At 56.1% G+C, this 17,912-nt stretch carries 16 protein-coding genes and 5 tRNA genes; 2 read left to right on the plus strand and 19 right to left on the minus strand.

Translation table 11 applies throughout. From position 1 onward, the window contains the following. The first annotated feature begins 13 nt into the window (after positions 1–13). The gene (emrB, locus tag ACOTY9_RS11690) at positions 14–1,561 is read left to right on the plus strand and encodes a multidrug efflux MFS transporter permease subunit EmrB (protein WP_014884969.1); all 1,548 of its coding nucleotides are present in this window, start codon (positions 14–16) and stop codon (positions 1,559–1,561) included. A gap of 166 nt (positions 1,562–1,727) precedes the next feature. Next, positions 1,728–3,383, plus strand: a complete 1,656-nt coding sequence (gene leuA, locus ACOTY9_RS11695) for a 2-isopropylmalate synthase (RefSeq protein WP_348565866.1) — start codon at positions 1,728–1,730, stop codon at positions 3,381–3,383. Here leuA and ACOTY9_RS11700 read toward each other — a convergent pair. From ACOTY9_RS11700 to mltB, 19 genes are all read right to left on the minus strand, one after another. Then, entirely contained in the window at positions 3,370–4,134 is a 765-nt protein-coding gene (locus ACOTY9_RS11700) for an AraC family transcriptional regulator (protein WP_014884971.1), read from the minus strand. The two genes, leuA and ACOTY9_RS11700, sit on opposite strands and share 14 nt — an antisense overlap. A gap of 53 nt (positions 4,135–4,187) precedes the next feature. Beyond that, on the minus strand, positions 4,188–4,703 hold the full coding sequence (gene luxS, locus ACOTY9_RS11705) for an S-ribosylhomocysteine lyase (protein ID WP_014884972.1): 516 nt from the start codon (positions 4,701–4,703) through the stop codon (positions 4,188–4,190). Positions 4,704–4,855: 152 nt separating this feature from the next. After that, positions 4,856–6,400 carry a glutamate--cysteine ligase gene (gshA, locus tag ACOTY9_RS11710; protein WP_063862305.1) on the minus strand — a complete coding sequence of 515 codons (1,545 nt, stop codon included), beginning with the start codon at positions 6,398–6,400 and terminating at the stop codon, positions 4,856–4,858. 83 nt (positions 6,401–6,483) lie between these two features. Continuing rightward, positions 6,484–6,912 carry a YqaA family protein gene (locus tag ACOTY9_RS11715; RefSeq protein ID WP_014884974.1) on the minus strand — a complete coding sequence of 143 codons (429 nt, stop codon included), beginning with the start codon at positions 6,910–6,912 and terminating at the stop codon, positions 6,484–6,486. Then, a complete protein-coding gene (gene yqaB / locus ACOTY9_RS11720; RefSeq protein WP_348565867.1) occupies positions 6,909–7,475 on the minus strand; it encodes a fructose-1-phosphate/6-phosphogluconate phosphatase in 567 nt (188 codons plus the stop codon). The genes ACOTY9_RS11715 and yqaB overlap by 4 nt, the downstream gene beginning before the upstream one ends. 258 nt (positions 7,476–7,733) lie before the next feature. Then, positions 7,734–7,810 (minus strand) — tRNA-Arg (locus ACOTY9_RS11725). A gap of 29 nt (positions 7,811–7,839) precedes the next feature. Next, positions 7,840–7,916 (minus strand) — tRNA-Arg (locus tag ACOTY9_RS11730). A 29-nt stretch (positions 7,917–7,945) separates the two neighbouring features. Then, positions 7,946–8,022, minus strand: a tRNA-Arg gene (locus ACOTY9_RS11735). 64 nt (positions 8,023–8,086) lie between these two features. Continuing rightward, a tRNA-Arg gene (locus ACOTY9_RS11740) sits at positions 8,087–8,163 on the minus strand. A gap of 4 nt (positions 8,164–8,167) precedes the next feature. Continuing rightward, positions 8,168–8,260, minus strand: a tRNA-Ser gene (locus tag ACOTY9_RS11745). A 342-nt stretch (positions 8,261–8,602) separates the two neighbouring features. After that, a complete protein-coding gene (csrA, locus tag ACOTY9_RS11750; RefSeq protein ID WP_000906486.1) occupies positions 8,603–8,788 on the minus strand; it encodes a carbon storage regulator CsrA in 186 nt (61 codons plus the stop codon). 241 nt (positions 8,789–9,029) lie between these two features. Further along, the gene (gene alaS / locus ACOTY9_RS11755; protein WP_014884976.1) at positions 9,030–11,657 is read right to left on the minus strand and encodes an alanine--tRNA ligase; all 2,628 of its coding nucleotides are present in this window, start codon (positions 11,655–11,657) and stop codon (positions 9,030–9,032) included. Between the two features lie 131 nt (positions 11,658–11,788). Beyond that, positions 11,789–12,289, minus strand: coding sequence for a recombination regulator RecX (gene recX / locus ACOTY9_RS11760; RefSeq protein ID WP_014884977.1), 501 nt, complete (start codon positions 12,287–12,289; stop codon positions 11,789–11,791). A gap of 68 nt (positions 12,290–12,357) precedes the next feature. Further along, entirely contained in the window at positions 12,358–13,416 is a 1,059-nt protein-coding gene (recA, locus tag ACOTY9_RS11765; RefSeq protein WP_014884978.1) for a recombinase RecA, read from the minus strand. 89 nt (positions 13,417–13,505) lie between these two features. Next, entirely contained in the window at positions 13,506–14,003 is a 498-nt protein-coding gene (pncC, locus tag ACOTY9_RS11770) for a nicotinamide-nucleotide amidase (protein ID WP_248197247.1), read from the minus strand. A 129-nt stretch (positions 14,004–14,132) separates the two neighbouring features. Next, on the minus strand, positions 14,133–15,011 hold the full coding sequence (locus ACOTY9_RS11775; protein ID WP_348565868.1) for a metal ABC transporter substrate-binding protein: 879 nt from the start codon (positions 15,009–15,011) through the stop codon (positions 14,133–14,135). 14 nt (positions 15,012–15,025) lie between these two features. After that, positions 15,026–15,886, minus strand: a complete 861-nt coding sequence (locus ACOTY9_RS11780; RefSeq protein WP_032635719.1) for a metal ABC transporter permease — start codon at positions 15,884–15,886, stop codon at positions 15,026–15,028. Next, positions 15,883–16,536 carry a metal ABC transporter ATP-binding protein gene (locus tag ACOTY9_RS11785; RefSeq protein ID WP_023331152.1) on the minus strand — a complete coding sequence of 218 codons (654 nt, stop codon included), beginning with the start codon at positions 16,534–16,536 and terminating at the stop codon, positions 15,883–15,885. Before ACOTY9_RS11785 ends, ACOTY9_RS11780 begins: the two co-directional genes overlap by 4 nt. A 265-nt stretch (positions 16,537–16,801) precedes the next feature. Continuing rightward, complete coding sequence (gene mltB, locus ACOTY9_RS11790; protein WP_023331153.1) at positions 16,802–17,902, minus strand: lytic murein transglycosylase B; 1,101 nt, start codon at positions 17,900–17,902, stop codon at positions 16,802–16,804. Positions 17,903–17,912 lie beyond the last annotated feature (10 nt).

Genomic DNA, 17,912 nt, shown 5'->3' on the forward strand with positions numbered 1-17,912 from the left:
GAAGGTGAGCGTTATGCAACAGCAAAAGCCGCAAAAACCGCTGGAAGGCGCGCAGCTGGTCATTATGACCATCGCGCTGTCGCTGGCGACATTCATGCAGGTGCTGGACTCCACCATCGCAAACGTGGCGATCCCGACCATCGCCGGTAACCTTGGCTCGTCGCTGAGCCAGGGGACCTGGGTCATTACCTCATTCGGGGTGGCAAACGCCATCTCCATTCCGATCACCGGCTGGCTGGCAAAGCGCGTCGGTGAGGTGAAGCTGTTCCTGTGGTCTACGGTGGCGTTTGTGCTGGCCTCCTGGGCATGCGGCATGTCAAACAGCCTGACGATGTTGATTTTCTTCCGCGTCATTCAGGGGATTGTCGCCGGGCCGCTGATCCCGCTTTCCCAGAGTTTGCTGCTGAGCAACTATCCCCCTGCGAAACGCTCCGTCGCGCTGGCGCTCTGGTCAATGACCGTGATCGTCGCGCCTATCTGCGGACCCATTCTCGGCGGATACATCAGCGATAACTATCACTGGGGCTGGATCTTCTTCATCAACGTACCGATTGGCGCCGTCGTGGTATTAATGACGCTGCAATCGCTGCGGGGACGAGAGACGCGCACCGAACAGCGGCGTATCGACAGCATCGGGCTGGCGCTGCTGATCCTGGGTATCGGTAGCCTGCAGATCATGCTCGACCGGGGTAAAGAGCTCGACTGGTTCAACTCGCAGGAGATCGTCATCCTGACCATTGTCGCGGTGGTGTCGCTCAGCTTCCTGATTGTCTGGGAGCTGACGGACGACAACCCGATAGTCGATCTCTCGCTGTTTAAGTCGCGAAACTTCACCATCGGCTGTCTGTGTATCAGCCTCGCCTATATGCTCTACTTCGGCGCGATTGTTCTGCTGCCACAGCTGTTGCAGGAGGTGTATGGCTATACCGCAACCTGGGCGGGGCTGGCGTCTGCACCTGTTGGAGTGATCCCGGTTCTGCTGTCGCCGATCATTGGCCGCTTCGCCCATAAGCTCGACATGCGTCGTCTGGTGACGTTCAGCTTCATCATGTACGCGGTGTGCTTCTACTGGCGTGCGTATACCTTCGAGCCAGGAATGGACTTTGGCGCCTCGGCGTGGCCGCAGTTTATTCAGGGCTTCGCGGTCGCGTGCTTCTTTATGCCGCTAACCACCATCACGCTCTCCGGCTTACCCCCTGAGCGTCTGGCGGCGGCGTCGAGCCTGTCGAACTTCACCCGAACGCTGGCGGGCTCCATCGGGACGTCGATCACCACCACCCTGTGGACGAACCGTGAATCGATGCACCATGCCCAGCTGACCGAAGCGGTGAATCCGTACAACCCGAATGCCCAGCAGATGTACAGCCAGCTGCAGGGCATGGGGATGACGGAGCAGCAGGCATCCGGCTGGATTGCCCAGCAGATCACCAGCCAGGGACTGATTATCTCGGCTAACGAGATTTTCTGGATTTCGGCAGGGATCTTCATCGTACTGCTGGGGCTGGTGTGGTTTGCCAGACCACCGTTTGGTGCCGGTGGCGGGGGCGGTGGCGCGCACTAGTCCTCTGCGGCGGTTGCCGGGTGGCGGCTACGCCTTACCCGGCCTACGATAACCGGGCCGCCATCCGTAGGCCCGGTTGTCCAAAACGCGATAGCAATTGTCATTTCCGATAAAGCAGCGCGCCTGAAATCTCGTCACGATAGTGAAAAGACAACAGGAGCGCACCATGCTGAACACACCCGCAGACAAATACACGCCTTACCCTACTCTCTCTCTGCCCGATCGCCGCTGGCCGGAGCAGCGCATCACCCGCGCGCCGCGCTGGCTCTCAACCGACTTACGCGACGGCAACCAGGCGCTGGCCGAGCCGATGGACAGCGCCCGCAAACTCCAGTTTTGGGGACTTCTGCTGAGCTGCGGCTTTAAGGAGATTGAGGTCGCCTTTCCTTCCGCCTCACAGACGGACTTCAACTTTGTTCGCCAGCTGATTGAAGAGAACCGCATCCCGGATGACGTCACCATTCAGGTGCTCACGCAGGCGCGGGAAGATCTGATCGTCCGCACCTTTGAGTCCTTGCGCGGCGCAAAGCAGGCCACGGTACATCTTTATAACGCCACCGCCCCGCTGTTCCGTCGTCTGGTGTTTGGCATGGAGAAGGCGCAAATCGTCGAGCTGGCTACGCGCTCCACCCGCCTTATTCGTCAGCTGTGTGAAGAGAACCCGGATACCCACTGGCAGTATGAATATTCACCGGAAACCTTCTGCTTTACCGAGCCGGAGTTTGCGCTGGAAATTTGTGAGGCCGTGGCAGAGATCTGGCAGCCGTGCGATGCGCGTCCGATGATCATCAACTTACCGGCCACCGTTGAAGTCAGTACGCCAAACGTCTATGCCGATCAGATTGAATATTTCTGCCGTCACTTCAGCCGCCGCGCCGACGTCTGCATCAGCGTGCATCCGCATAACGACCGCGGCACCGGCGTCGCCAGCGCGGAGCTGGCCGTCATGGCCGGGGCTGACCGCGTCGAGGGCTGTCTGTTTGGTAACGGCGAGCGGACGGGCAACGTCTGCCTGGTGACGCTGGCGATGAACCTCTACAGCCAGGGCGTTAGCCCCGGCCTGGACTTTAGCGATATGAACCGGGTGGTGGAAGTGGTGGAAACCTGCAACCAGCTGCCGGTACACCCGCGCCATCCGTGGGCAGGACGGCTGGCCTACACCGCCTTCTCCGGTTCGCACCAGGACGCGATCAAAAAAGGCTTTGATGCCCGCAAGCCTGGCGAGCGCTGGGAGATGCCCTACCTGCCTGTTGACCCTCAGGATATCGGCTGCACCTATGAAGCGGTGATCCGCGTGAACAGCCAGTCAGGGAAAAGCGGTAGCGCGTGGCTTATCGAGCAAAATCATGGGCTGAAACTGCCCCGCGCCCTGCAGCAGGATTTCAGCCAGCACGTGCAGCAGGAAACCGACCGCCACGGAAAAGAGATGACGCAAAATGCACTGTGGCAGCTGTTCCGCACCCGCTACGGTCTGGTGGAAACACCGCAGTTTGCGCTGCAATCGTACCGCAGCGACAGTCAGCAGGATGGCCAGTTGCGTTTAACGGCAAGCGTCGCAACGCAGGGGGGGACGCGTCAGCTTGAGGGACACGGGAATGGCTTGCTGTCCGCTGCCGCTCATGGCCTGAGCCGCTGGATCAACGCGCCGTTTGTAATTAAGGATTATCACGAACACACGCTGGGTGAAAGCAGCGACAGCCGCTCGGTGGCATACATTCGCTGTCTGTTCCAGGACGGTACCAGCCGCTGGGGCGTAGGCATTGATAGCGACGTTGCACGCGCATCGCTTCAGGCGCTCTTTAATGCGGTCAGTCGTTCTTAAAATAATCGCTGGGTGAGATACCCATCACCCGGCGGAACATGGCCGTAAAGGCGCTGTGGCTGCCGTAACCCAGATCCAGCGCCACACCTAATACCGGCTGGCCCTGCGCCAGCCGCACTAAGGCTTCCAGCAGCCGCGCCCTTCTCACCCACTCGCTGTAGCGTAATCCCGTCTGCTGCTGAAAATGACGATTCAGCGTGCGCTCGCTCATGCCAAGCGCGCTCGCGCTCTGTTGACTGTTCCAGCTCTCTCCTGGCGACTGACGGATCTGTCGGCACAGCTGTCGTAACGGTTCACTTTCCGGCTCCGGCAGATGAAACGGCAGCACCGGCATGATGCGAAGTTCATCCAGAATGAGTTCATACACGCGCTCGTCACGGCTTCCCGGTGAGTACGATTCAGGCAGTGAGAGGGCGGAGAGGATCAGCTCGCGCAACAGCGGCGAGATCTGCACGATCTGGCACGTGGCCGGGAGATCGGCTCGCGCCAGTGGATCAATAAACAGCGTTCGCGCCGCTACGCTACCGGTGATGCGCAGGGCGTGTTGTGTCCCCGCAGGAAGCCAGACGCCGCGACCGGGGGGCACCACCCAACAGCCAGATGCCGTTTCGACCCGCACGACGCCCGTCAGGCTGTGCAGCAGCTGCGCGCAATCGTGCTGGTGCCATGGCTCACTGTCGCCATGAACGTAATCATGGGCAAACGGAACAAGGGGACGATGGGTAAAGGAGAACGTTGAGGTTGTGGTCATGGGCTAAACAACCCTCACCCTACCCTCTCCCGGTGGGAGAGGGAAAAGGTGCACTAGATGTGCAGTTCCTGCAGTTTTTCTTTCGGCAGGGCCAGCTCTTCGTTGCTGTTCACGCGAACATCACGCTCGATGATGTGACGAGCGATGTCCTGCGCTTCTTCCAGAGAGTGCATCTGGTAAGTCCCGCACTGGTAAACGTTCAGCTCTGGGATCTGGTTCTGCTCTTTCACCTTCAGCACGTCTTCCATGGCTGCTTTCCACGCGTCTGCAACGCGTTTCTCTTCCGGCTGACCGATCAGGCTCATGTAGAAACCGGTACGGCAGCCCATCGGAGAGATATCGATAATCTCAACGCCGTTACCGTTCAGGTGGTCGCGCATAAATCCGGCGAACAGGTGCTCCAGCGTGTGAATGCCTTTCTCTGGCATCACTTCTTTGTTCGGCACGCAGAAGCGCAGATCGAAGACGGTGATCGTGTCGCCGTGCGGGGTGTGCATGGTCTTTGCCACGCGGACTGCAGGTGCTTCCATACGGGTATGGTCGACAGTAAAGCTATCTAATAACGGCATACGTCACCTCCGATAGTGATTTTTTTTAAAATAAACTGAACTCTTCTACACAATGCGCGTCTGAGTATATGAAAGACGCGCATTTGTTATCATCATCCCTGAATTCAGAGATGTATATTTTGGCCACAGCGATGTGGCCTTTTTCTTTTGGTTCAAGCCTGTTTCGCCAGAAACGCTTCAAACGACTCCGTATCCGCCGCTTCAACTTCTTTCTGACGCACCACGGACGCATCGCGTTCTGCTTCAAAATCCGCTTCGCGCAGGATCTCTAATGGCTCCTGCATCAGCATCTCACGGTACTCCGCGGAGAGTGCACGCCCGGTACCACCAATGCCCTGATCAATCATAGAACGCAGAATGCGTGCTGAGAATGTCAGTTCCGGGTTATCGAAGCACTCTACCAACTGGTCGCAGATCTGTTGGTAGGCGTCGCCGCCGTCAATGCTGTCCAGAGTCCGGGCAACACGCTTCAGGTCACGGAACAGATCTTTACCCACTTTGGTCAGCGGGAACTGTGCCGTTTCGCAGCCAATACCCAGCGTCAGACCCGGCTTACGCCCTTCCAGAATCACGCGATTCCAGTTTGTACGGGTGCAAAGCAGTTCGTCTGCACTCATTTCCGGCGCATCCGCCAGCGCACACCAGACCATAAACAGATCCAGGAAGCGAACCTGCTGCTCATCAACGCCAATCGGTGAGAACGGGTTGATATCCAGCGAACGTACTTCAATGTATTCAATGCCGCCGCGCTGTAGCGCATCCGACGGGGTTTCACCGCTGCGCGTCACGCGCTTAGGACGAATCGGCGCATACAGTTCGTTTTCAATCTGCAACACGTTGCTGTTGATTTGCAGGCGTTTGCCGTCTTTTTCGAGGCCGATTTTCGCGTACTCTTCCGACGGGGTTTTGATCGCCCGCTTCAATCCTGCCACATATTCGTGCAATTCGTTAAACGTAATACCGAGATTGCTTTGCGATTTATTGGTATAGCCCAAATCGCTCATGCGCAGAGACGTCGCGTACGGGAGATAGTACATGCCGCACTCGGTCTTTTCGAACGGCAGCGTGGTGGGTTTCCCCTGCAGGAACGAAGAGCAAATGGCAGGTGACGCGCCAAAGAGATACGGGATCACCCAGCCGAAACGGTAATAGTTGCGAATCAGACGGAAATACCCGGCTGAGATCGCTTCTTTGTCCGTTTCTCCCCCTTTCGCCTGCCAGAACGCCATCGGCAGCGAGAAATTGTAGTGCACGCCAGAGATGGTCTGCATCAATGCGCCGTAGCGATTTTTCAGACCTTCGCGATAGAGCGTTTTCAGCCGACCGATATTTGACGTGCCGTACTGCGCCAGCTCAATCTCCTGGCCCTGTTCGATATAGCACGGCATGCTGAGCGGCCACATACGCTCGTCATCAAGATTGCGCGCCGTATAGCGATGAATATCGCGCAGGATTGTCAGCATGTGATCAATATCGCCGTCCACCGGCGTGATGAACTCCAGCAGCGCTTCAGCGAAATCGGTTGTGATCCATTTATGTGTCAGCGCCGAGCCTAACGCCTTCGGGTGACCCGTCGTCGCTAAGCTACCGTCCGCGTTAACGCGCAGCGTTTCACGCTCAAGACCACGCTGAATACCCTTCAGAGCCTGAGGGTGGTTTTCCAGCCAGGCCAGCGCCTGAGATACGTCCGGGATCAAATTGACCTCCCGCCTGTCAAAGTAATGTTACTCAGCATAATTGTAATGGTTGACGATTGAAGGTCGCGTATTCATTCCACCAATTAGTGCCACCACGTCATACCCTGTAGTGTTGCCCACGCCACGAGAACATAGCGCAACGCCTTGCCAAGGCACAAAAAAAAGAGCACCGGTCCCCAGGAGATGCGCATCCATCCCGCCAGCAGACACAGTAAATCGCCTATTACAGGCATCCAGCTTAATAACAGCGTGGCAGCGCCATAGCGTTTTAGCCAGCCAACTGCCTTTTCCTGCCAGCGCGACGTTTTGCGCAGCGGAAAGAAACGCCCAAGAATAACGTTAGTCAGCCCTCCAAGGCTATTACCCATTGTTGCTATTAATACAAGTAGCCAGGGCTGACTGACGCCGGACAACAACATCGCCACCAGCACCACTTCCGAATTTCCCGGTAACAGCGTGGCGCTTAAAAAACTGCTGGCGAATAATGAGGCAAGTGACAATGCGTCACTCACAGTAAGCGCACATCCACCGCATCCATTCCGGCATCACGTGCGGCCTGGATACCAAAATCGGCATCCTCAAACACGACGCATTTTGCCGCCGGTACGCCCATTAATTCTGCGCAGAGCAGGAAGGTGTCCGGTGCTGGCTTGTGACGCTTAACATGATCGGCAGCGACGACAGCTGAAAAATAGTGGCGCAGGCAAAGATGGTTGAGCAAGGCTTCTGCAATCGCGCTCTCGCTGCCCGTGCCGACAGACATAGGGCGACGTCCGTGCCACGCTTTAACCACGTCGATAAGGGGTAAAGGTTGTACGGTGTCTAACAGTATGGCTTTAACCGCATCGGTTTTTTCGCGCGCGAGCAGGTAGGGGTCGAGATCGGCCTGATTCAGTTCAATCACGGCCTGCGCAATACGCCAGGTTGGGGATCCGTTGAGGGCTATCATCGCTTGCAGGTCGAAACGCATACCGTAGCGGCCCAGGACCTCGGTCCAGGCTTGACGATGCGTGGGTTCGGTATCCAGCAGGGTGCCATCCATATCGAAGATCAAACCGTCATACTGTGCGTACATCGTGCTCTCGCTAAACGATTAACAAAGCATTACTTTATCGTAAATGGTGGTTTTTGTCGCTGATTGCGAAGTGATAACAATGAGAGTGATTAAGAACTAAACATCGAAGGAGACGATAAGAAGAGATGGTGCATCCGGGAGGATTACTCGGCTACGCCTCGCCCTACGGGCCGTTGCTGAAGCAACGTTATCCTCCCTGGTGCTTGCGTTTAACTCGCAGACCTTGAAACAACAGTATGGCTGTTATCTCGGAGAATATGGTGCATCCGGGAGGATTCGAACCTCCGACCGCTCGGTTCGTAGCCGAGTACTCTATCCAGCTGAGCTACGGATGCATCAGGGAAATGCTTTAAGAAACAGTAAATGGTGCATCCGGGAGGATTCGAACCTCCGACCGCTCGGTTCGTAGCCGAGTACTCTATCCAGCTGAGCTACGGATGCATCAGGGAACTGCTTTCAGAAATAGTAAATGGTGCATCCGGGAGGATTCGAACCTCCGACCGCTCGGTTCGTAGCCGAGTACTCTATCCAGCTGAGCTACGGATGCATCGGGATTTACTACTGTACTGCTCGATATTCATATCACTTCGAAAGCAATATGAAGTAATAGATGGTGCATCCGGGAGGATTCGAACCTCCGACCGCTCGGTTCGTAGCCGAGTACTCTATCCAGCTGAGCTACGGATGCAAAATGGCGGTGAGGCGGGGATTCGAACCCCGGATGCAGCTTTTGACCGCATACTCCCTTAGCAGGGGAGCGCCTTCAGCCTCTCGGCCACCTCACCACACAACGCCTCTTTCGAGTGCTTCGAGTAACTCGTTAAGAGCTTCTCGTCGCTGCGTGGCGCATATATTACTTTCTGGGACTTATAAGTCAAACAATTTTCCAAAAGCTTTTATCGTTTGCACAAATCACACGCAATTCGCATGTAAAACCCGCAAAGAGGGTGTTTTATAAGCGGATTTTGCATCGAACTTCTCAAAAAACGTTTGTAGAAAGGCTGGGGTTGGGGCGCGTTAAGAATAGTAGAGTGGTTAAAAAGAGAGCGGTTGAAATGAAACGGTAACGTTGAGCAGGAAAAATGACAGGAGGGTTGCGTCTCGCCCGACAGCGAGACGCGACAATATCAGTAACTGGACTGCTGGGATTTTTCAGCCTGGATACGCTGGTAGATCTCTTCACGGTGGACAGATACTTCTTTAGGAGCGTTAACACCAATACGTACCTGGTTACCCTTTACCCCTAAAACTGTCACGGTGACCTCATCCCCAATCATGAGGGTCTCACCAACTCGACGAGTCAGAATCAGCATTCTTTGCTCCTTGAAAGATTAAAAGAGTCGGGTCTCTTGTATCCCGGCATTATCCATCATATAACGCCAAAAAGTAAGCGATGACAAACACGTAAAGTGTAAGCAGTCACGGCATCACATTCTGTTAAACGTAAGTTTAGCCGATATACACAAACTCAACCTGACTTTATCGTTATCGATAGCACAGTGAACAAGACGCCATAACGTTGCCGCTATGGCGTCTGATTGTGCTTTGTAGTTATTACAGTTTCGCGCTCACCCAGCTTTCTACGCTGGCCAAAGCTTGCGGAAGTGCCGCCGCATCCGTACCACCGGCTTGCGCCATGTCCGGACGACCGCCTCCCTTGCCACCCACCTGCTGGGCGACCATACCAATCAGTTCCCCTGCTTTTACGCGGTCGGTCACATCCTTAGAGACGCCCGCAATCAGAGAAACCTTACCTTCTGCCACTGTCGCCAGCACGATAACGGTAGAACCAAGCTGGTTCTTGAGATCGTCGACCATAGTACGCAGCATCTTAGGCTCAACGCCCGCCAGATCGCTGACCAGCAGTTTGACGCCCTTAATGTCTACCGCTTTGCTGGAGAGGTTTGCACTCTCCTGCGCCGCAGCCTGTTCTTTCAGCTGCTGGAGCTCTTTTTCCAGCTGACGGGTTCGCTCCAGCGCAACACGCACTTTCTCGCCCAGATTCTGGCTATCGCCTTTCAGCAGCTGCGCGATGTCGTGCAGCTGATCGCTCTGCGCATGCAGGCTGGCAATTGCGCCTTCACCGGTTACCGCTTCAATACGACGCACGCCAGCCGCCGTACCCGACTCGGAAACGATGCGGAACAGGCCGATGTCACCGGTGCGCGATGCGTGAGTACCACCGCACAGTTCGGTCGAGAAGTCGCCCATGCTCAGTACGCGGACACGTTCGTCATATTTCTCACCAAACAGCGCCATCGCACCTTTTTTCTTCGCGTCCTCGAGGTCCATGATATGGGTCTCGATCGGCAGGTTACGACGGATCTGAGCGTTCACCAGATCCTCCACCGCACGGATTTCCGACGGTTTCATCGCTTCAAAGTGCGAGAAGTCGAAACGCAGCACTTTGTCATTAACCAGAGAACCTTTCTGTGCAACATGGGTGCCCAGCACGTCGCGCAGGGCAGCGTGCATCAGGTGGGTTGCAGAGTGGTTCAGACGAATACGCGCACGGCGTGCTTCATCAACATTCGCCTGCACGCCCTCGCCCACTTTCAGCGAACCGGAAACCAGTTTGCCCTGGTGACCAATCGCCTGACCGAATTTCTGGGTGTCGCTTACGCTGAAGCTGAAACCATTGCCTTTCAGTTCGCCCTTATCGCCAACCTGGCCGCCGGACTCAGCGTAGAACGGCGTTTTGTCCAGAATGACAACCGCATCCTGACCTGCACTGATGCTGTCTACGGCTTTACCGTCAACAAACAGGGCGGTCACTTTACCGGTCAGTTCCAGTGCGTCGTAGCCTTTGAATTCAGACGCGCTATCAACGCGGATCATCGCGTTGTAGTCTGCGCCGAAACCGCTGGATTCACGCGCACGACGACGCTGTTCTTCCATCGCGGCTTCGAAGCCCACTTCGTCAACTTTGATGTTACGCTCACGGCAAACGTCCGCCGTCAGGTCAACCGGGAAGCCGTAGGTGTCGTACAGGCGGAAAGCGGTTTCGCCATCCAGCGTGTCGCCCTTCAGTTTTGCCAGTTCTTCATCCAGCAGCGCCAGACCGCGCTCCAGCGTACGGGCAAACTGCTCTTCTTCGGTTTTCAGAACCTGCTCGACCTGCGCCTGCTGGCGTTTCAGCTCGTCACCGGCTGCACCCATCACGCCAATCAGTGGCCCAACGAGTTTGTAGAAGAAGGTGTCCTTCGCGCCCAGCATGTTGCCATGACGGATCGCACGACGAATGATACGACGCAGCACGTAGCCACGATTTTCATTCGACGGGATTACGCCGTCGGCAATCAGGAACGCACAGGAACGAATGTGGTCTGCAATCACGCGCAGCGATTTGTTGTTCAGATCGGTCGCACCGGTCACTTCCGCAACGGCTTTGATCAGGGTGCTGAACAGGTCAATTTCGTAGTTGGAGTTAACGTGTTGCAGAACGGCGGCAATACGCTCCAGGCCCATACCGGTATCAACGGACGGTTTCGGCAGCGGCTCCATGGTACCGTCTGCCTGACGGTTGAACTGCATGAAGACGATGTTCCAGATCTCAATATAGCGATCGCCGTCTTCTTCCGGGCTGCCAGGAGGTCCACCCCAGATGTGGTCGCCGTGATCGTAGAAGATCTCGGTGCACGGACCGCAAGGACCGGTATCACCCATCTGCCAGAAGTTGTCAGACGCGTATGGCGCGCCTTTGTTATCACCGATGCGAATAATGCGCTCGCGCGGGATACCGACCTCTTTTTCCCAGATTTCGTAGGCTTCGTCATCGGTTTCATAGACGGTAACCCACAGACGCTCTTTCGGCAGGTTGAACCAGTTTTCACCGGTCAGCAGTTCCCACGCATATTGAATGGCATCGTGTTTGAAATAGTCGCCGAAGCTGAAGTTACCCAGCATTTCGAAGAACGTGTGGTGACGCGCGGTGTAACCGACGTTTTCCAGGTCGTTGTGTTTACCGCCCGCACGCACGCAACGCTGTGAGGTTGTGGCGCGGGAATAATTACGCTTGTCGAGACCAAGGAACACATCCTTGAACTGGTTCATCCCGGCGTTGGTAAACAGTAAAGTCGGGTCGTTGTTCGGTACCAGGGAGCTGCTGGCAACAACCTGGTGTCCCTTACTATGGAAAAAATCGAGAAACGCCTGACGGATCTCAGCGGTGCTCTTGCTCATAATTATCCTGAAATCAAGCTAACGAAATGTCGCAGCCAGCCTGTATCGATAAACCGTTGGACAGACCAGCTACTGGAAAAAGTGGGAATAAGATAAGTTTTCTTTGGTGGGAAGTAAAATCCCGCATGCGTTCAATCCACAAAATTGCGCCAGATATCCTGAATATCTTCCATCAGAAAGCCGCGGTAGAGCAAAAAGCGCTGGATTTTGACTTTATCTGAAAAATCACGCGGCAGCGGTTCGCCGTACTTTCGAATCGCCTGCTCTTTCGCCAGTTCACACCAGTCTGTGTCGCATTCACGCATCGCTTTTTCAATCGATTCCCGGGCTACCCCTTTCTGATTCAGTTCCTGGCGGATGCGTGCAGGACCGTAGCCTTTACGTCCGCGGCTGGCGAGAAAGCGGGCGGCAAAGCGTTCGTCATCGAGGTAATGATGTTCATAGCACCAGGCAACCACGCGGTCATAATCTTCGGCAGTGGCATCAATCTCTTCCGGCCCGTTTTTGCTCATGACAGGCGCTGACAGTTTTCGTCTTAGCTCCTGTTCGCTGTGGTCACGCACGGCAAGAATACGTACGGCACGGTCCAGCAAGCGCGAGTAGGCGGGTCGGCGTGTGGTCGGTTCACTCATATAAAACCTGCAGATTCAGAAATGCAAAAAGGGCCGCATCAGCAGCCCTTCATCTTTACACGAGAGACTTAAAAGTCTTCGTTGGTTTCTTCAGCATCCGCAGCATCCACCACGAAATCAGGTTTAGAGTCCTGGTTGCTCAGCAGAAGCTCACGCACCTTCTTCTCAATCTCTTTCGCCGCAGCCGGGTTCTCTTTCAGCCAGGAAATCGCATTCGCTTTACCCTGACCAATTTTGTCACCGTTATAGCTATACCAGGCGCCCGCTTTTTCAATCAGCTTCTCTTTCACGCCCAGGTCAACCAGCTCACCGAAGAAGTTAATCCCTTCGCCGTAGAGGATCTGGAATTCAGCCTGCTTGAACGGTGCGGCGATTTTGTTCTTCACAACCTTCACGCGCGTTTCGCTACCAACGACGTTTTCACCCTCTTTCACCGCGCCGATACGGCGGATATCCAGACGGACAGAGGCGTAGAATTTCAGTGCGTTACCACCGGTTGTGGTTTCCGGGTTACCGAACATCACACCAATTTTCATACGGATCTGGTTAATGAAGATCAGCAGCGTGTTGGACTGCTTCAGGTTACCTGCCAGCTTACGCATCGCCTGGCTCATCATACGTGCCGCGAGGCCCATGTGAGAGTCGCCGATTTCACCTTCGATTTCCGCTTTTGGCGTCAGTGCAGCAACGGAGTCGACCACGATAACGTCAACAGCACCAGAGCGCGCCAGCGCGTCACAAATTTCCAGCGCCTGCTCACCGGTGTCCGGCTGAGAACACAGCAGGTTGTCGATGTCCACGCCCAGTTTACGCGCATAAACAGGATCCAGCGCGTGCTCGGCATCGATAAACGCACAGGTTTTACCTTCGCGCTGTGCCGCAGCAATCACCTGCAGCGTCAGGGTGGTTTTACCGGAGGACTCTGGCCCGTAGATCTCTACGATACGGCCCATTGGCAGACCGCCCGCGCCCAGCGCGATGTCCAGAGAAAGCGAACCGGTGGAGATCGTTTCAACATCCATGGTACGGTCTTCACCCAGGCGCATGATGGAGCCTTTACCGAATTGCTTTTCGATCTGGCCCAGTGCTGCCGCCAACGCTTTCTGTTTGTTTTCGTCGATAGCCATTATTACTCCTGTCATGCCGGGAGAAGCGACTGTGCTTCACCGTGGATTTCTGTTCTGTTGGTGCAATTATACTGTATAGTCATACAGTATCAAGTGTTTTGTAGAAATTGTTGCCAGAGCGTTTTTAACGCATATTCCGTTGCCTGACGACGCACGGTTTCACGGTCGCCGCTAAAGCACTCCCGGCGAGTGATCCCTTCACCTTTTGAGGTCGCAAAACCAAACCAGACGGTGCCTACGGGCTTCACGTCACTGCCGCCGTCCGGGCCCGCGATGCCGCTGATTGAAATCGCGTAATCTGCCCGCGCCTCTTTTAGCGCGCCAATGGCCATCTCGATCACCACCGGCTCGCTGACCGCGCCGTGCTGTTCCAGCGTGGATTCGCGCACGCCAATCATCTGTGCTTTAGCTTCGTTACTGTAGGTCACAAAGCCGCGTTCAAACCAGGCGGAACTGCCGGCAATATCGGTAATCGCTTTCGCCACCCAGCCGCCGGTGCAGGATTCCGCGGTGGTAAGGGTCGCCCCGCGTTGCTTAAGCGCCAGTCCGACTATCTCGCTAAGCTGCATCAATTCATGGTCAGTCATTCTCGCTCCAGGCTTCAGAAAAACGTGCAGCACAAGATAGCACTTTCTCGTCAAATATGGGGATGCGCTTCGGGTTTTACGAGGGGGCTTCAGAAAAAAGCCGATGCGGGCGCACCGGCTATGGGGAGGTTATTTCATACTGTCAGCGAGGGTGTTCACGTTGTGGCGAAATGCCTTAACGTAGGTATCAGCAACCCCACCTTTTGCCGACAGGGCTTCCGGGTAAAGTTCGCCTCCCGGCTGCGCGCCTGTCGCCGTCGCAATTTGCTTCACCAGACGCGGATCGAGCTGGTTTTCCATAAACCAGGTTTTCACGCCATCGGCTTTGATCTGATTGATAATCTCAGCGACCTGCGCTGCGCTGGCCTCGCTCTCTGAAGAGAGCCCTTGCGGTGCCATGAAGGTGACGCCATACGCGCGGCTAAAATAGCCGAATGCGTCATGGCTGGTCAGCACGTTACGTTTTTCCTGTGGGATCTGGCTAAAGCGGGTTTTGGCCCAGCCGTCCAGTTGCGTCAGTTGCGCGATATACGGCTGGCCTGAAGCCTCCAGTGCCGCTTTATCCTCTGGATCTGCTTTCACCAGCCCGTTCAGAATATTTTGTGCATACAGCGCACCGTTCGCCGCGCTATTCCAGGCATGCGGGTCGGTCACGGTCTTTCCATCTTCCTCGAGCGTGTGCGTTTTTACCCCGGTTGAGGCCACAACCAACTGCCCTTTGAAACCGGAGGCTTTCACAAGACGGTCGAGCCCCCCTTCCAGCCCCAGGCCGTTGACCACCACCACGTCAGCCTTGCTCAGCGCCGCGCTGTCTTTAGGTGACGGTTCGAAGGTATGCGGATCGCCGTCCGGCCCGACCAGCGTCGTCACGTTCACATGGTCGCCGCCCACTTCCTGCGTAATATCTCCCAGTATCGAAAAGCTGGTCACCACATTCAGCGTTTTCGCCATCACGCCGTTCGACAGCATACCCAGCGCAAGCGCCATCACTAATCCTGTAAGTTTCATCGTTTCCCCTTGCCTTAAAAAAGCGCGCGCAGACTGCCAGCCAGCCTGCTTCGCGTGCCAAATAAAACAGAAATAAAGAACAACGCGCTGGCGGTCAGCACAATGGACGGTCCGGCGGGCAGACTGATTGCCCAGGACAAACTTAAGCCCAGCCACGCGCAGAAAATTCCGCTGATGCCGGCCATCAAAAGCAAACCTGGCAATGTGCGCACCCAGCAGCGTGCCGCCACCGCCGGGAGCATCATCAGCCCGACGGCCATCAGCGTGCCGAGCACCTGAAAACCGGCCACCAGGTTAAGCACCAGCAGCGCCAGAAACAGTCCGTGGAGCAGGCCGGGCAACCCGCGGGCATTGACCTGCAACCAGGCGGTATCAAAGGCTTCGGTCACCAGCCCACGATAGAAAATCGCCAGCGTTATCAGGGTGAACATGCAAACGCCCGTGACAAACAGCGCCGCATCGTTGTCCACCGCAAGAATGGAACCAAACAGCAGATGCAGCAGATCGACATTCGACCCGCGCAGCGACACCAGCGTGACGCCCAGTGCCAGTGAGCCAAGGTAAAATCCGGCAAAGCTGGCATCCTCTTTAAGCGGCGTGCGTCGGCTGACCAGGCCGGCCACCAGCGCCACGGTAATACCGGCAATAAAACCACCGATACTCATCGCCAGCAGCGACATGCCGCTGAGCAAATACCCTACGGCGACACCGGGTAAAATGGCGTGAGAAAGGGCATCACCCATCAGGCTCATCCGGCGCAGCTGGAGGAATACGCCGAGTGCGGTGGTACTGACAGAAAGGGCCAGGCAGACCACCAGCGCACGACGCATAAAGCCGTACTCAATAAACGGCAGGAAAAAGAGATGCCAAATCATGCCACCCTCACCCGCTCGGTTTTCCAGTGAGGAATGTCAGCATCCAGCATTAATGTCTGCGGGAAGTGGCGTGCCACACGCTCGCTGTCATGCAATACCGCAAGCAGAGTCTGGCCCTGCATATACATCTCCAGCATCAGATCCATCAGCACGTTGCAGGTCGCTTCGTCGACGCCGGTGAAAGGCTCATCGAGCATCACAAGCGGTGCCTGCTGCACTAAAACGCGGGCAAATAACATGCGCTGAAACTGGCCACCGGAGAGTTCATCAATGGTGGAAAGCGCCATCGACGCCAGCCCTACCCGCTCCAGCGCGCTGGCAATGCGTAACCGCGTTTCCCGACGAAACCCGGATAAGAGCGATATGCCCGGCCAGCAGCCCATACTCACCACGTCCTGAACGGTGAGCGGAAATTGCGCCTCGAGTGCGTGGCGCTGTGCCAGCCAGCCAATCACCGGGCGCTTACCCTGCCAGCGAAAGCTGCCGCCCACGGGAGGAATAAACCCGGCGAGCGTCTTCAGCAGCGTGGATTTTCCGCAGCCATTGGCGCCGACGATAGCCGTCATACTGCCGCGCTCAATCGTGCCTGAGAGGGGCCGCGTTACAGGCTGGCGGTCATAGCCCGCGACCAGTTCGTTCATCAGGATCATGGCAGTGCCACCGCCCAGCGCACGGCCAGCCCGATAAGAACAATAAGCACCAGCGCCAGTAAAAGCCGAACCGGAGCAGACAGAGAGAAAAGGGACGTTGACATCTCGACACCATGTTAAATGTTATAACATAACAATAATGAAAGGTGATTGAGATGTAAATGGCGGGTTTGAAAAGGGAGTGTGGCGAAATGTTTCTGTAAAACGTCCCTCTCCCGTGGGAGAGGGTCAGGGTGAGGGCATCAGGCCTACCCGTCAGAGCGACTTACTGACTAAACGGTGACGCCGCCGGCACGCGGGCCTGCGAGACCGCCAGCCCCAGCTGCCACACGGCCATGGCATAATGAGTGCTGTGGTTATAGCGGGTGATGGTGTAGAAGTTTGGCATGCCGTACCAGTACTGATAACCGGTTCCCACGTCCAGACGCAGCAGGCTTACCTGGTCAACATTGCCCAGCGGCTGCGTTGGCGTTAAGCCTGCCGCCGTCAGCTGCGCGACGCTGTATTTGGTTTTAAAGCCGTTTTCCAGACCAAATGCCTCGCCGTTCGCCTGCACGGCTACCTGTCCACCTGGCGTCCAGCCGTGCGCTTTGAAGTAGTTTGCCACGCTGCCGATGGCATCCACCGGATCCCACAGGTTGATATGACCATCGCCATTGAAGTCGACGGCATATTGTTTATAGGAGGATGGCATAAACTGGCCGTAGCCCATCGCACCGGCAAACGAACCTTTCAGATCGAGCGGGTCGTCCTGCTCGTTGCGCGCCATCAGCAGGAAGGTTTCCAGCTCGGAAGAGAAATACTCCGCGCGGCGCGGGTAGTTAAAGGAGAGCGTCGCCAGCGCATCGAGGATGCGGGTTTTGCCCATTACGCGACCCCAGCGGGTTTCCACGCCGATAATCCCGACGATGATCTCCGGCGGCACGCCGTATACCTGCCACGCACGATTAAGGGCATCTTCATACTGATTCCAGAACACCACGCCGTTTTGCACGTTGTCCGGGGTAATAAACTGTTTGCGATAGCGCAACCATGCGCCGTTTGGCCCGGTAGGGACCTGTGCCGTCGGTGCCTGTCTGTCCATCAGGCGCAGCACGTAGTCCAGACGCTTTGCCTGGGACAAAATTTCGTGCAGCTGCTGGCGGTCAAAGCCGTGTTTGCTCACCATTTTATCAATGAACTGCTCGGCCGCCGGGTTATTCGCGAAGTCGCCACCCATCTGCATCATATTGTGCTGCGGCTCCAGCAGGAACCCTCCGGAAGGGGCGCCAGCCGTTTGCTGAACAGCTTCGGTCTTAGGTTTGCTACTGCAGGCAGACAGCAGAATAAGCGCTGGCAACAGCGCTGCATAACGACGCTTGAACATGAGACATCCA

It is taken from the genome of Enterobacter cloacae complex sp. SHL012 (assembly GCF_049237505.1).
Taxonomy (GTDB): Bacteria; Pseudomonadota; Gammaproteobacteria; order Enterobacterales; family Enterobacteriaceae; genus Enterobacter; species Enterobacter kobei.